General features: G+C 64.6%; 12 protein-coding genes. 9 read left to right on the top strand and 3 right to left on the bottom strand.

What is annotated here, in order from left to right:
• The first annotated feature begins 244 nt into the window (after positions 1–244).
• The 9 genes from lepB (at position 245) to AB7535_RS18215 (ending at position 10,169) form a co-directional block, all read left to right on the top strand.
• Complete coding sequence (gene lepB, locus AB7535_RS18255) at positions 245–1,009, top strand: signal peptidase I (RefSeq protein WP_014494746.1); 765 nt, start codon at positions 245–247, stop codon at positions 1,007–1,009.
• Positions 1,006–1,842, top strand: a complete 837-nt coding sequence (rnc, locus tag AB7535_RS18250; protein WP_439036712.1) for a ribonuclease III — start codon at positions 1,006–1,008, stop codon at positions 1,840–1,842. Before lepB ends, rnc begins: the two co-directional genes overlap by 4 nt.
• Positions 1,832–2,758, top strand: a complete 927-nt coding sequence (gene era / locus AB7535_RS18245) for a GTPase Era (protein WP_085399877.1) — start codon at positions 1,832–1,834, stop codon at positions 2,756–2,758. The genes rnc and era overlap by 11 nt, the downstream gene beginning before the upstream one ends.
• Before the next feature lie 21 nt (positions 2,759–2,779).
• Complete coding sequence (locus AB7535_RS18240) at positions 2,780–3,160, top strand: hypothetical protein (protein ID WP_085399876.1); 381 nt, start codon at positions 2,780–2,782, stop codon at positions 3,158–3,160.
• Positions 3,161–3,300: 140 nt separating this feature from the next.
• Positions 3,301–4,053, top strand: coding sequence for a DNA repair protein RecO (recO, locus tag AB7535_RS18235; RefSeq protein ID WP_247302098.1), 753 nt, complete (start codon positions 3,301–3,303; stop codon positions 4,051–4,053).
• Positions 4,054–4,158: 105 nt separating this feature from the next.
• Positions 4,159–4,437 (top strand): hypothetical protein, encoded by a 279-nt coding sequence (locus AB7535_RS18230; protein ID WP_071913189.1) that lies wholly within the window; start codon positions 4,159–4,161, stop codon positions 4,435–4,437.
• Between the two features lie 60 nt (positions 4,438–4,497).
• Positions 4,498–6,756 carry a DNA topoisomerase IV subunit A gene (gene parC, locus AB7535_RS18225; RefSeq protein ID WP_354117972.1) on the top strand — a complete coding sequence of 753 codons (2,259 nt, stop codon included), beginning with the start codon at positions 4,498–4,500 and terminating at the stop codon, positions 6,754–6,756.
• Positions 6,757–7,069: 313 nt separating this feature from the next.
• Complete coding sequence (locus AB7535_RS18220) at positions 7,070–8,620, top strand: ABC transporter substrate-binding protein (RefSeq protein ID WP_354177627.1); 1,551 nt, start codon at positions 7,070–7,072, stop codon at positions 8,618–8,620.
• Between the two features lie 4 nt (positions 8,621–8,624).
• Positions 8,625–10,169: a GMC family oxidoreductase gene (locus AB7535_RS18215; protein ID WP_439036711.1), complete on the top strand. Its 1,545-nt coding sequence runs from the start codon at positions 8,625–8,627 to the stop codon at positions 10,167–10,169.
• Between the two features lie 2 nt (positions 10,170–10,171).
• On the opposite strand, the gene AB7535_RS18210 is transcribed toward AB7535_RS18215, so the two are convergent.
• The 3 genes from AB7535_RS18210 to AB7535_RS18200 all read right to left on the bottom strand — a co-directional run bounded on the left by AB7535_RS18210 (position 10,172) and on the right by AB7535_RS18200 (position 13,274).
• The gene (locus AB7535_RS18210) at positions 10,172–10,873 is read right to left on the bottom strand and encodes an outer membrane protein (RefSeq protein ID WP_439037349.1); all 702 of its coding nucleotides are present in this window, start codon (positions 10,871–10,873) and stop codon (positions 10,172–10,174) included.
• 197 nt (positions 10,874–11,070) lie between these two features.
• Complete coding sequence (chrA, locus tag AB7535_RS18205; protein ID WP_439037348.1) at positions 11,071–12,456, bottom strand: chromate efflux transporter; 1,386 nt, start codon at positions 12,454–12,456, stop codon at positions 11,071–11,073.
• Complete coding sequence (locus AB7535_RS18200; protein ID WP_135215705.1) at positions 12,456–13,274, bottom strand: chromate resistance protein ChrB domain-containing protein; 819 nt, start codon at positions 13,272–13,274, stop codon at positions 12,456–12,458. The genes chrA and AB7535_RS18200 overlap by 1 nt, the downstream gene beginning before the upstream one ends.
• Positions 13,275–13,291: the final 17 nt, after the last annotated feature.

Raw genomic sequence — 13,291 nt, 5'->3', positions numbered from 1 at the left:
GCGGGCTGTTTTTATAATTCACATTAAAAATCAATGTCTTATGCAGTTTTGATGCGATCCTTGATTGCGTGGCCCCCGACAACCGTCTAAAAGTCCGCGAACGCAAATCAGGCTGGGCGAATTCGGCTTTACGCCGGAATTGGCCCTCATTATCAGAATCAGGACAATCTCCTTGGGCCGCGAAGCGATGGGCTGTTCGCGGAAGGAGGGCGCTCTGTGACCGCCGGCCGGAATTGAGAGAGCAATGAGCGTGACTTCGGGAACGAAAACTGAAAGCGGCGTCGGCGAAACGATCCGCGTCGTGATCCACGCTCTCCTGATCGCGCTCGTGATCCGCACGTTCCTGTTCCAGCCGTTCAACATTCCGTCCGGTTCGATGAAGGCGACGCTGCTGGTCGGCGACTATCTGTTCGTCTCGAAATATTCCTACGGTTATAGCCACTACTCGATCCCGTTCTCGCCGCCGCTGTTCTCGGGGCGGATCTGGGGCTCGGACCCGAACCGCGGCGACATCGTCGTGTTCCGCCTGCCGAAGGACGACTCCACCGACTACATCAAGCGCGTCATCGGCCTTCCCGGCGACCGCATCCAGATGAAGGATGGGCTGCTCTACATCAACGACACTCCGGTCGAGCGGCAGCGCATGAGCGAATTTGTAGGCGAGGATCCCTGCGGCTCCGAGGGCGGGGGCATCTCGCGGGTGAAGCGCTGGAAGGAAACGCTGCCGAACGGCGTGTCCTATGAAACGCTGGACTGCGCCGATAACGGCTACATGGACAACACCAACGTCTACAACGTGCCGCCGGGCCATTTCTTCATGATGGGCGACAACCGCGACAACTCCACCGACAGCCGTTTCCTCGGCCAGGTCGGCTACGTGCCGCAGGAGAATTTGATCGGCCGCGCCCAGATGATCTTCTTCTCCATCGCCGAAGGCGAGCATGCCTGGATGTTCTGGCGCTGGCCTTGGGCGGTGCGCTGGAACCGTTTCTTCAAAATCGTCCGATGAAAGACGAAGCCAAGGACATCCCGATCCAATCGACCGAGCCCGCGGCGGGCGCCGACGGCGAAGCTGCGACCAAGACGCTTGCGACCAAGACGCCTGCAAAGAAGAAGCGGGTGCGGAGCAGCAAGGCCAAGGCCTCGGATGCGAACGCGGCGCTCGAGGCGCGCATCGGCCACAGCTTTGCCGATCCGAATCTGCTGATGCAGGCGATCACGCATGTCTCGGCGCTGAAGTCCGGGCGCAAGCGCGGCGACAGCTATCAGCGGCTGGAATTCCTGGGTGACCATGTGCTGGGGCTCGTCGTCTCCGACATGCTCTATCACGCCTTCCCGAATGCTGATGAGGGCGAGCTGTCCAAGCGACTTGCCGAACTGGTGCGCAAGGAGAGCTGCGCCGACGTTGCCAAGTCGCTCGGTCTGCTCGACGACGTCAAGCTCGGTTCGGTCGGGCCGAGCGCCGATGCCCGCCTGCGCAAGAGCGTGCTCGGCGACATCTGCGAGGCCGTGATCGGCGCCGTCTTCCTCGACGGTGGCTACGCGGCGGCGGCGGAATTCGTCAGGCGCAACTGGACCGAACGCATGCACAAGCCGCGGCGTCCCTTGCGCGATCCCAAGACCGTGCTGCAGGAATGGGCGCAGGGGAAGGGGCTGCCGACGCCTGTCTACCGCGAGGTCGAGCGCACCGGCCCGCATCACGATCCGCAGTTCCGCGTCGCGGTGGATCTGCCGGGATTGGCGTCGGCCGAAGGCATCGGTGGCAGCAAGCGTGCAGCGGAGAAGGTGGCGGCCTCAGTGATGATCGAACGTGAAGGTGTTGGCGGCGGCAATGACGGCTGAAGCAAGCGGCGAAGCGCCCTCCGCAACGCGCTGCGGTTTCGTTGCGCTGATCGGCGCGCCGAATGTCGGAAAATCCACACTGGTCAATGCGCTGGTCGGGGCCAAGGTCACGATCGTCTCGCGCAAGGTGCAGACCACGCGCGCGCTGATCCGCGGCATCGTCATCGAGGACAACGCGCAGATCATCCTGGTCGACACGCCCGGCATCTTCCTGCCCAAGCGCAGGCTCGACCGCGCCATGGTCTCGACGGCCTGGAGCGGGGCGCACGACGCCGACCTCGTCTGCGTGCTGCTCGACGCCAAGGCCGGGATTGATGAAGAGGCCGAGGCGATCCTCACCAAGGTCGCCAGCGTCAAGCACGAGAAGATCCTGGTCATCAACAAGGTCGATCTGGTCCAGCGCGAGAAGCTGCTGGCGCTGGCGCAGGCCGCCAACGAGCGCATGGCCTTTGCAAAGACCTTCATGATCGCGGCGATCTCGGGCGACGGCGTCGACGACCTCAGGCATACGCTGGCCGAAATCGTGCCGCCGGGCCCGTTCCTCTACCCCGAAGACCAGATGTCGGACGCGCCGATGCGGCAGCTTGCGGCCGAGATCACGCGCGAGAAGATCTATCGCAAGCTGCACCAGGAATTGCCCTACCAATCCACGGTCGAGACCGACAAGTGGGAGGAGCGCAAGGACAAGTCGGTGCGCATCGAGCAGACGATCTTCGTCGAGCGCGAGAGCCAGCGCAAGATCGTGCTGGGCGCAGGCGGCGCCACCATCAAGTCGATCGGCGCGGACTCGCGCAAGGAGATCGGCGAGATCCTGGGCGTGCCGGTGCACCTGTTCCTGTTCGTCAAGGTGCGCGAAAACTGGGGCGACGATCCCGATCGCTATCGCGAGATGGGCCTGGAATTTCCCAAAGAATAACCAAGAAAAGATCGGTCACCGATGAGCGTACCCAGCAACGTCCGGCGCTTCGAAGCGCTGCTCTATGCGTCATTGATGCTGGATGCCCTGTCGGTCGCGGTGCAGGACCGCACGCCCAGTGCCGAGATGACCGAGCCGATGATCATGATGGCGACCATGCTCGCCGGCGGCATGATCCTGCTGCTGGTCTATTTCGTCTGGTTGGCTGCGCGTTGGCGCAAGAACTGGCCGCGCTGGGTGCTGGCGGCGGCCCTCGTGCTGTCCGTGATCTCGCTCGGCCAGATCATTGGCGAGAAGGGCCTGGAGCTCGACAGCGTCATCGAGATCGTCTCCTGCGTGCTGACCGCGATGGGGCTGTATTTCTCGTTCAGCGGCGACGCCCAGGGCTGGTTCAACGCCTAACGTCTTGCGCGATGCCGTAGGGTGGGCAAAGGCGCGCCCTTGCGCGCCGTGCCCAACCTAATCGTGCTGCGGATCAAATTGGTGGGCACGCTTCGCTTTGCCCGTCCTACACTCACCTGAAATGCGATAAGCTCCGTTCCATGGAATGGACCGACGAAGGCATCGTGCTGGGCGTGCGGCGGCATGGCGAGAGCAGCGCCATCGTCGAGCTGCTGACGCGTGCGCACGGCCGGCATCTCGGCCTCGTGCGCGGTGGCGCCGGTTCGCGGATGCGGCCGCTCTTGCAGCCCGGCAACAGCGTCAGCGTCGTGTGGCGGGCGCGGCTCGACGAGCATCTCGGCACCTATGCGGTTGAGGGCCTCAAGCTGCGCGCGGCGACGCTGCTGGGATCCGCCCACGGGGTCTATGGCGTCACCCATCTCGCCTCGATTGCGCGGCTGCTGCCGGAGCGCGATCCGCACGAAGACATCTTTGCGATGCTTGAACATTCACTCGATGATTTCGACGATATCGGCAGTGCCGCGGTGCACCTCATCCATTTCGAGCTGGCGATGCTCGCCGAGCTCGGCTTTGGGCTGGCGCTGGAAAACTGCGCGGTGACCGGTGAGACCACGGATCTGATCTATGTTTCGCCGAAATCCGGCGGCGCGGTGTCGCGCGGGGCCGGCGAGCCATGGCGCGACCGGCTGTTGCGCCTGCCGCCGTTCCTGCGTCGTGGCGAGGCCGCGAGCGACCTCACCGACCAGGATCTCCAGGACGGCTTCCGGCTCACCGGCCTGTTCCTGCTGCGCCATGTGCTGGAGCCGCGCGGCCAGGGCCATTCCGACGCGCGCGCCGGCTTCATCAATGCGCTGACGCGGCAGCAGGCGAATTTGGCCATTCCGGCGCCATGACCTGAGAGCGCTTCTGCCCTGTCGCCAGACATGGAAGTTCCCCGGGAACGAAATCCGCCTGGTCGAATTGGCCCTCGCAGGGTTCCACAACGGGGACAGCCAAAAATGTTGATCAAGGGATTCGCCGTGTCGGCGGCGTTGCTTGCGTTCGCGCCTGACGCCGTGGCTGGCGAGCCGCAACCGGGTGTCTTTCGCCGGGCATCCTGCACCGTGATCCGGTATTACGTGGCGAAATATTCCGCTGCGGCCGCAGAGAGTTGGGCGCGGTCCAAGGGGGCAACGGAGGCCGAAATCGAGGTCGCCCGGCGTTGCCTGACGAATGCGCCGGTCACCGCGCAAGCCAAGACCCAGCAGCCAGTGACCGCCGGCTGGGCAGGGCAATAGCCGCCCACAGGGAACCAATCGATCCTTGCCCGATTCGCTTCCACGGTTTAACCGGGCGGCATGGGAAAACGATTGATTCCGCCGGAGGAACCGGCCGAAATTCACGAGGTGCCGCTGCGTGAGGCGCTGGAAGAGCGCTATCTCGCCTATGCGCTCTCCACCATCATGCACCGTGCGCTGCCGGATGCGCGCGACGGTCTGAAGCCGGTGCACCGGCGCATCCTCTACGGCATGCGCCTGCTCCGGCTCGACCCCGGCACGGCGTTCAAGAAATCCGCCAAGATCGTCGGCGACGTGATGGGCTCGTTCCATCCGCATGGCGACCAGGCGATCTACGACGCCATGGTACGCCTCGCGCAGGATTTCTCCTCGCGCTACCCGCTGGTCGACGGCCAAGGCAATTTTGGCAATATCGACGGCGATAACCCGGCTGCCTACCGCTACACCGAAGCGCGCATGACCGACGTCGCGCGGCTTCTGCTCGAGGGCATCGACGAGGACGGCGTCGAGTTCCGGCCCAACTACGACGGCCAGTCGAAAGAGCCGGTCGTGCTGCCCGGCGGCTTTCCGAACCTGCTTGCCAACGGCGCGCAAGGCATCGCGGTCGGCATGGCGACCTCGATCCCGCCGCACAACGCGGCCGAGCTCTGCGAGGCCGCGCTGCACCTGATCGAGAAGCCCGACGCGAAATCCAAGGCGCTGTTGAAGTGGGTGAAGGGCCCGGATTTCCCGACCGGCGGCATTTGCGTTGATTCCAAGCAGGCGATCGCTGAAGCCTATGCGACCGGTCGCGGCTCGTTCCGTGTTCGCGCTCGATGGGAGCAGGAAGAGGGTACGCGCGGTACCTGGGTCGTCGTCGTCACCGAGATTCCCTTCCTGGTGCAGAAGTCGCGCCTGATCGAGAAGGTCGCCGAGCTGCTGGACCAGAAGAAGCTGCCGCTGGTCGGCGACATCAGGGACGAGTCGGCCGAAGACGTCCGCATCGTGATCGAGCCGAAGTCGAAGAACGTCGATCCCGCCCTGATGATGGAATCGTTGTTCCGGCTGACCGAGCTCGAAAACAAGATTCCGCTGAACCTCAACGTGCTGATCAAGGGCCGCATCCCCAAGGTCGTGGGGCTCGCGGAGTGCCTGCGCGAATGGCTCGACCATCTGCGCGACGTCCTGATCCGCCGGACCAACTTCCGCAAGACGCAGATCGAGCACCGGCTCGAAGTTCTGGGCGGTTTGTTGATCGCGTACTTGAACCTCGATGAGGTGATCAGGATCATCCGCACCGTGGACGAGCCGAAGCCGGCGCTGATCAAGGCGTTCAAGCTCACCGAGGTGCAGGCCGAAGCCATCCTCAACATGCGCCTGCGCTCCTTGCGCAAGCTCGAGGAAATGGAGATCCGCACCGAGGACAAGAACCTCCGCGCCGAGCTCAAGGGCATCAACGCGGTGCTCGCCTCGGAGCCGGAGCAGTGGAAGAAGGTCGGCGAGCAGGTCGGCAAGGTCCGCGACATGTTTGGACCGAAGACGCCGCTCGGCAAGCGTCGCACCACCTTTGCGGATGCGCCCGAGCACGACCTCGCCGCAATGGAAGAAGCCCTCGTCGAGCGCGAGCCGGTGACGGTCGTGGTCTCCGACAAGGGCTGGATCCGCACCATGAAGGGCCATGTCGAGGATCTCTCGGGGCTGGCCTTCAAGCAGGACGACAAGCTCGGTTTTGCCTTCTTCGCGGAGACGACCTCGAAGCTCTTGCTGTTCGCCACCAACGGCAAATTCTACTCGCTCGATGTTGCGAAGCTTCCGGGCGGTCGCGGCCATGGCGAGCCGATCCGTCTGTTCATCGACCTCGAGCAGGAGGCCGCTCCCGTCGCGCTGTTCGTCAACAAGGGCGGGCGCAAATTCCTGGTCGCGAGCCACGAGGGCCAGGGCTTCGTCGTCAACGAGGACGATTGCGTCGGCACGACCAAGAAGGGCAAGCAGGTCCTCAACGTCGACATGCCGAACGAGGCGCGCACGGTCACCGAGGTGATCGGCGACACCGTCGCGGTCATCGGCGAGAACCGCAAGATGCTGATCTTCCCGCTCGACCAGGTGCCGGAGATGGCCCGCGGTCGCGGCGTGCGGCTGCAGAAGTACAAGGACGGCGGCCTGTCCGACGTCGCCGTGTTCGAGGCCAAGGCGGGCCTGACCTGGAAGGACTCCGCCGGCCGCGAATTCTCCGCGACCATGAAGGAGCTCGCCGAGTGGCAAGGCACCCGTGCGGATGCCGGCCGCATGCCGCCGAAGGGTTTCCCGAAGTCGAACAAGTTCGGCAAGGTGATCGGGTAAGCAGGCTCGTGTCCCGGACGCGCTGCAGCGTGAAACGCTGCTGCGCAGAGCCGGGACCCACAACACAGGTGTCATGCCCCGGCTTGACCGGGGCATCCAGTACGCCGCGGCTTCTCGGTTTCATCACGCCCCTCTCCGGAATACTGGATCGCCCGCCTCTGTGCGCAATTGCGCACTAGGCGGGCGATGACAGCGAGTGTGGCGCAAACGCTTGGCAGATAGGCGTGAGCGCATAAGTGCCTGCGTCGATCGGGCACGAACATTGCTTTTTCTTTGCCTGCAAATGAACTCTCAAGAAGAAGCAAAAGGCACAATGTTCAAACTGAAGGCTTTCATCCCCGCGCTGTTCGGCCTCGCGCTGGTCGCGGCGCCCGCGCATGCGGCGGGCAATCTCGTCGCAGTGCTCGAGGCGGAGATCGTCACGCTCGATCCGCATTTTTCCACGGCCTACATTTCGCGCACGTTTGGCTACATGGTGTTCGACACGCTCTTTGCGAAAGACTCCAAGGGCGACATCAAGCCGCAGATGGTGCAGGACTGGAAAGTCTCATCCGACGGATTGACCTATACGTTTGCGCTGCGCGACGGCCTGAAATGGCATGACGGCCAGCCGGTCACGGCGGCCGATTGCGTGGCGTCGCTGCGCCGCTGGGGCACCCGCAGCGCGCTCGGCCGTCGCATCTTCGCGATCACGGCCTCGCTCGAGCCGACGGATGCGAAAACCTTCGTGCTGACGCTGAAGGAGCCGTCCGGCCTCGTGATCGACGCGCTCGGCAATCCCGTCAGCCCGGTCGCCTTCATGATGCCCGAGCGCATCGCGAAAACACCCGGCGACCAGCGCATCACGGAGATCATCGGCTCCGGCCCGTTCGTCTACAGCAAGGGCGATCACCGAACCGGCGATCGCATGATCCTGAAGAAATTCGCCGACTATGTGCCGCGCCCCGAGCCCGCCGATTTCCTCGCCGGCGGCAAGCGCGTCGGCATCGACACGCTCGAGATCCGCGTCATCCCGGATGGCGCGACCGCCGCGTCCGCGCTGCAGGCCGGCGAGGTCGACTTCATGCAATATGCGCCGTTCGATCTGTTGCCGCAGCTGGAAAAGAACTCCCGCGTCAAGCTGGTCAATTTCACCGGCGGCAACATGTTCGCCGGCGCCTATCGTCTCAACGCCGCATCGAAGCCGTTTGATGATCCGGAAATTCGCCGCGTGCTGTGGAAGCTGGTCGACCAGCGCGAAGTGCTGGATGCGCTCGGGCTCGATGCCAAATACGCCGCTCCCTGCGCGACGTTCTTCACCTGCGGCACCACCTATGAGAGCAAGGCGGGCACGGAAGCCGCCGCGAAGACGTCGATTGAAGCGGCGAAAGCTGCGCTGAAGGCGACCAAATATGCCGGCGAGCCCGTGGTCGTCATGGAAGCCAACGACCTCGAAGCCCCGCGCGTCTCGGCGCAGGTGCTGGCCGAGCGGCTGAAGCAGGCCGGGTTCAACGTCGATCTCCAGGTGATGGACTGGGCGAGCGTGCTGGCGCGCCGCGCCAAGAAGGAGGGCTGGAGCGTCTATGGCGTCCACGCCGGCGGTTTTGACCTTGGCTCGCCGCTGACCAACGTCATGGTCGCCTTCAACTGCGCCGACTTCACCGGCTGGCAGTGCGATGCGCGCATCACGCCGCTGATGGAAGCCTTCGCCAAGGCGCCTGCCGAGGAGGATCGCAAGAAGATCGCCGGCGAGATTCAGAGCGTCATGTACGATCAGGCGCCCGCGATCCCGTGGGGCCAGTTTGCGCAGCCGGCGGCCTATCGCGCCACCCTGCGTGGTCTGATACCGTCCGCCATCCCGGTGTTCTGGAACGTTGAGAAGTAACGCGATGTACGATGTCATTGTTGTCGGCGGCGGCTCTGCCGGCGCCGCTGTTGCGGCGCGGTTGTCCGAAGATCCCGCACGGCGCGTCCTGTTGCTCGAAGCGGGGCTGGACTGGCGCGCGGACGAGGCGCCCTGGGAGGTGATGACGCCAAATCCGATCCCGATCATCCACAAGCGTGAGTACCAGGAGAAATGGCAATGGCCCGATCTCCTGACGCGCCGGGTGGCCGGGCAGGAGCCGCGCTTCTACTGGCGCGGCAAGGGGCTTGGCGGCTCATCGATGATGAACGGCCAGATCGCCATCCGCGGCGTCGCCGACGCGTTCGACGAATGGGCAGCCAATGGCTGCACCGGCTGGTCGGCCAAGGACGTGATGCCGCTGTTCTCGGTGATCGAAGATGATTTGGAATTTGGTGACGCCCCGGGCCATGGAAGCGGCGGACCGCTGCCGGTCTATCGCGCTCCGCCCGAGAAGTGGGGCCCGATCGATCGCGGCCTGCGCGATGCGGCGCTGGCGAGCGGCTATCCCTGGTGCGCCGACCTCAACGGTCCTGATGGCGAGGGCGTCGCCTGCTATCCCATCAACAGCCGCGACAGCCGCCGCATCACGACCAATGAGGGCTATCTCGAGCCGGCGCGCGGCCGGGCCAATCTCGAGATTCGCGGGCATGCGCTGGTCAATCGCGTGCTGATCAGCGACGGCCGGGCGACCGGCCTTCGTGTTCACATCGAAGGGCAGGGCACCCACGAGATCAGCGCGCGCCAGATCGTGCTCTGCGCCGGCGCCATCCACAGTCCGGCGATCCTGCTGCGTTCGGGCATCGGACCGGCGGATGAGCTGAAGGCGATGGGGATCGCGGTCGAGCGCGATCTGCCGGTCGGCCGCCACTTCTTCGACCACCCGCTGTTTCGCGCCACGATTCAGCTCCACGAAAACCTGCGGCCGACCGATCCGGACACCCGCCACACCAATTGCTGCGTGACCTATTCCTCCGGCCTCGCCGATGGCGGCAAGCGCGACATGATCCTGATCGCGTTCAATCACCGCGGCATCGGCGTGCCCGGGGCGATCGGCGCCGGCCTGTTCAACGCCTATTCGCGCGGCACGCTCAAGCTGGCCTCGACCGATCCGGCGATCGATCCTGTTGTCGAGGAAAACATGCTGGCCGATCCCCGCGACATGCTGCGCATGATGGACGCGGTGAAACGACTGGCCGTGATCACCTCCCAGCCGGCGCTTTCAGGCATTGCCGACTGGATCAGGCTGACCGACACCGATCTGACGCTTCCGCAAGCTGCGGCCTTGCCGGATCACGAGCTCGATGCGCTGCTGCGGCGAGAGACCGGAGACATCCAGCATGCCGCCGGCAGTTGCCGCATGGGCGGCGTTAACGACCCTGACGGCGTGGTCAACCCTGATGGCACGGTGAAAGGCATAAGCGGCCTGCGCGTCGCCGACGCCTCGATCATGCCGTCGGATTGCCGCGCCAACACCCACTTCACGACGGTGGTGATCGGCGAGGCGATTGCACGGATGATGATGCGTTAGCGCTAGAAGTGATAGTTCACGCCTGCCGTCACGGCGTGAATGCGATCCTTCAGGCTGAAGATGTTTACGGTCGTGCCGGCCCCATTGCTCAGAAACGCGCTGTGGTCGCCGAAGTCGTAATAGTCGTATTCGAAAACCGCGGACCAATGCGGTGCGAACGCCCAGTCGACGCCGGTGCCGGCGGTCCAGCCGGTTCGGGTGCTGGCTCCGCTGGGATTGACGGGGACGCCACCAGCGGGCGTGAAGGCCTCGTCAAGCTTTTCACGCGTCCAGGCGCCGCCGCCCCTGACGAACACCAGCCAGCGATCAGCGAGCGCGTAGCCGAGCCGCGCGGTGGCCGAGGCCAGGAAGTCGTTGCTCATCGTGAATTGGCTGGGGACGACGACGCCGGTCACGAGGTTTCTGACGGTGCCGGCGTGCGAGTTGCGGAGGCTGCTCCAGGCCGCACGGCCTTCGGCACCCACGACCCATCTGGTCGCAAATTGATAGTCGCAGCCGACCTGTCCGCCCCCAACGAAGCCTGTTGAACTGAAGGAGACAGAGTTTCCAAGCGAGTTGGTGGTCCGGTCGTCGCTGACGACACCGCCGACGTGTGCGCCGACATAGCAACCGGTCCAGGTGAAGGGGATAGGCGCGAGGGGAGGTGCCTTCACCGCCAGATCAGCCGCCAAGGCCGCGCTGGAAAATCCCACTGTCAAAAGCATACCGGCGCAAAGATTGATGCAACGCGTCATTTCTGAGATGTCCCCACATGCCCAAAACGTGCATGCATCTTTGCCAGATATGGTGGGCGTGGCGGAAGGTCGCATCGATGCGATCCATACAAGTTTTGGTAGAGCGTGGCGCAAATGTCACGCAATGAGGTTGCGGCCTGAGGATGACAGCTCGATGAAGCTGCTGCTCAGATCACCCCCGCCAGCCGGAATGCCACGCCCGCGGCGCAGCTACCGGCGAGCACGGTGAGCATGCCGAGCTTGAAGCGGAAGATCGCGGTCGCGGCCGCGATTGACAGCAGCAGCGCCGGGATGTCGATGCTGGTCAGCACCGGCCTGTCGAATGCGAACGGGAACGCGTGCACCGGTACGGTCTCGCGGAACAGCGTGTGCAGCGCGAACCAGATCGAGAGGTTAAGGATCACGCCGACGACGGCGGCGGTGATCGCGCTGAGTGCACCGGCGAGGCCCGTGTTGCCGCGCAGGCGCTCGATGTAGGGGGCGCCGACGAAGATCCAGAGGAAGCAGGGCGTGAACATGACCCAGGTCGCAAGCAATCCACCAAGCGTCGCTGCAAGCATTGGCGACAGGCCGCTTGGATCGCGATAGGCGGCCATGAAGCCAACGAACTGAAGCACCATGATCAACGGCCCTGGGGTGGTCTCGGCCATGCCGAGACCGTCGAGCATCTCGTGCGGCTTCAGCCAGTGATAATGCTCGACCGCCTGCTGCGCCACATAGGCCAGCACCGCATAAGCACCGCCGAAAGTGACCAGCGCCATCTTCGAGAAGAACAGCGCGATCTGGCTGAACACGCTGGCTTGACCAAGAATCAAAAGCAGCGCGATCACCGGCACCAGCCAGAGCGCGAGCCATAGCGCACCGACGCGGATCGCGCGCGCGGTATTGGGGCGCACATGCTCGGGAACGGCTTCGCCGAGCATGCTGTCGATCACGGCGGTGCTGCCGCCGGGGCCGTGAGCCGCCGGGGCAAACTCGGGCCGGCCGGCCCGCGCGCCGACATATCCGATCACGCCGGCGGCGATGATGATGATCGGGAAGGGGACCGCGAAGAAGAAGATCGCGACGAAGGCGATTGCGGCCAGTGCAATCATGATGCGGTTCTTCAGCGCGCGCTTGCCGACGCGCACCACGGCTTCGAGGACGATGGTCAGCACGGCCGCCTTCAGCCCGAAGAACAGCGCCTCGACGAAGCTGACATTGCCGAAAGCCGCGTAGATGTAGCTGAGGCCCATGATGGCGATGATGCCGGGCAGGATGAAGAGCCCGCCCGCCATCAGGCCGCCGGCGGTGCGATGCATCAGCCAGCCGACATAGGTGGCCAGCTGCTGCGCCTCCGGTCCCGGCAAGAGCATGCAGTAGTTCAGCGCATGCAGGAATCGGCCTTCGGAGATCCAGTTCTTCTCCTCGACCAGGATGCGATGCATGACCGCGATCTGGCCCGCGGGCCCGCCAAAGCTCAGGCAGGCGACGCGAAGCCAGACTCGGAAAGCCTCAGCGAAGCTGATGCCGTGACCGGCATCAGCTCCCGTTTGATTGGCGCGGGTGTCCATCACGCCTTCACCTTGTTGGTCGGCCAGTTGTGGGTCTCGGCCGTCGCGTCGCGGCACCAGCGGTAGAAGGCGTCGTAGAGCGTCATGCCGGCTTCGAGCTGTTCAAGATCGTCGTCGTACATTCGCGACAGCCCGAGCGAGGCCGCGAGCAGGCCGGGGGCTTCCGGCGCGAGGTCGGGCCGCGCGGTGTCGGCGCCACGGACCAGCGTGGCGAGCCGCAGCAGGGGCGGTGTTGCGATCCCGAACTCCTCGATCATCACGTCGAAGGTGCAGAGCTCGCCGCGGTGACTCCAGAACACGTTCTCGATGTCGAACGGCGCCGCGTTGAAACGCTCGCCCACGGCGACCACTTCAGAGGGCGCGACGAACAGGAACACCGCGTTGGGATCGACGAAGCGGCGGATCAACCAGGGGCAGGCGATGCGGTCGACCTTCGGCCGGGCCCGCGTCACCCAGACGGTGCGGCCCTTGGCGTCGCGCGGCGGCAGTTTTGCAGCATCGACCAGCGGCAGCTTTGCGTTCTTCCAGCCCTCGAAACCGCCTTCCAGCGTCTCGGCCTGCACGCCGAGCTGGCGCAGCCAGGCGGCCGTGCCCTGTGCGAGCTTTTCGCCGCGCAGGCAGGCGACGATGGCGGAACGGCCGGAGAATTCGCCGCCCCAGTCCGGAACGTTGCTGTGGCTGAACTTGATCGAGCCGGGGATCAGTCGCGGGTCTGCGGCAAAATCCTCGTCCGTGCGCACGTCAATCAGGGCAGGGGCGTTCGCCGTGCCGATCAGCCGTGCCAATTTGTCAGATGATATCGTTGTGTAGGAAGACATGATGCGCCCTCGTAGAA

This window comes from Bradyrhizobium sp. 956_D2_N1_4 (genome assembly GCF_052076025.1).
GTDB classification, from domain to species: Bacteria; Pseudomonadota; Alphaproteobacteria; order Rhizobiales; family Xanthobacteraceae; genus Bradyrhizobium; species Bradyrhizobium barranii.
This window is presented reverse-complemented; position numbering and strand designations above follow the sequence as displayed.

What these genes read in the sequence shown, in the direction of transcription:
- chrA (WP_439037348.1), bottom strand. Translation starts at nt 12,456, where the DNA reads ATGGACACCCGCGCCAATCAAACGGGAGCTGATGCCGGTCACGGCATC.
- AB7535_RS18220 (WP_354177627.1), top strand. Translation starts at nt 7,070, where the DNA reads ATGTTCAAACTGAAGGCTTTCATCCCCGCGCTGTTCGGCCTCGCGCTG.
- AB7535_RS18230 (WP_071913189.1), top strand. Translation starts at nt 4,159, where the DNA reads ATGTTGATCAAGGGATTCGCCGTGTCGGCGGCGTTGCTTGCGTTCGCG.
- AB7535_RS18240 (WP_085399876.1), top strand. Translation starts at nt 2,780, where the DNA reads ATGAGCGTACCCAGCAACGTCCGGCGCTTCGAAGCGCTGCTCTATGCG.
- era (WP_085399877.1), top strand. Translation starts at nt 1,832, where the DNA reads ATGACGGCTGAAGCAAGCGGCGAAGCGCCCTCCGCAACGCGCTGCGGT.
- AB7535_RS18200 (WP_135215705.1), bottom strand. Translation starts at nt 13,274, where the DNA reads ATGTCTTCCTACACAACGATATCATCTGACAAATTGGCACGGCTGATC.
- lepB (WP_014494746.1), top strand. Translation starts at nt 245, where the DNA reads ATGAGCGTGACTTCGGGAACGAAAACTGAAAGCGGCGTCGGCGAAACG.
- parC (WP_354117972.1), top strand. Translation starts at nt 4,498, where the DNA reads ATGGGAAAACGATTGATTCCGCCGGAGGAACCGGCCGAAATTCACGAG.
- AB7535_RS18215 (WP_439036711.1), top strand. Translation starts at nt 8,625, where the DNA reads ATGTACGATGTCATTGTTGTCGGCGGCGGCTCTGCCGGCGCCGCTGTT.
- recO (WP_247302098.1), top strand. Translation starts at nt 3,301, where the DNA reads ATGGAATGGACCGACGAAGGCATCGTGCTGGGCGTGCGGCGGCATGGC.
- AB7535_RS18210 (WP_439037349.1), bottom strand. Translation starts at nt 10,873, where the DNA reads ATGCTTTTGACAGTGGGATTTTCCAGCGCGGCCTTGGCGGCTGATCTG.
- rnc (WP_439036712.1), top strand. Translation starts at nt 1,006, where the DNA reads ATGAAAGACGAAGCCAAGGACATCCCGATCCAATCGACCGAGCCCGCG.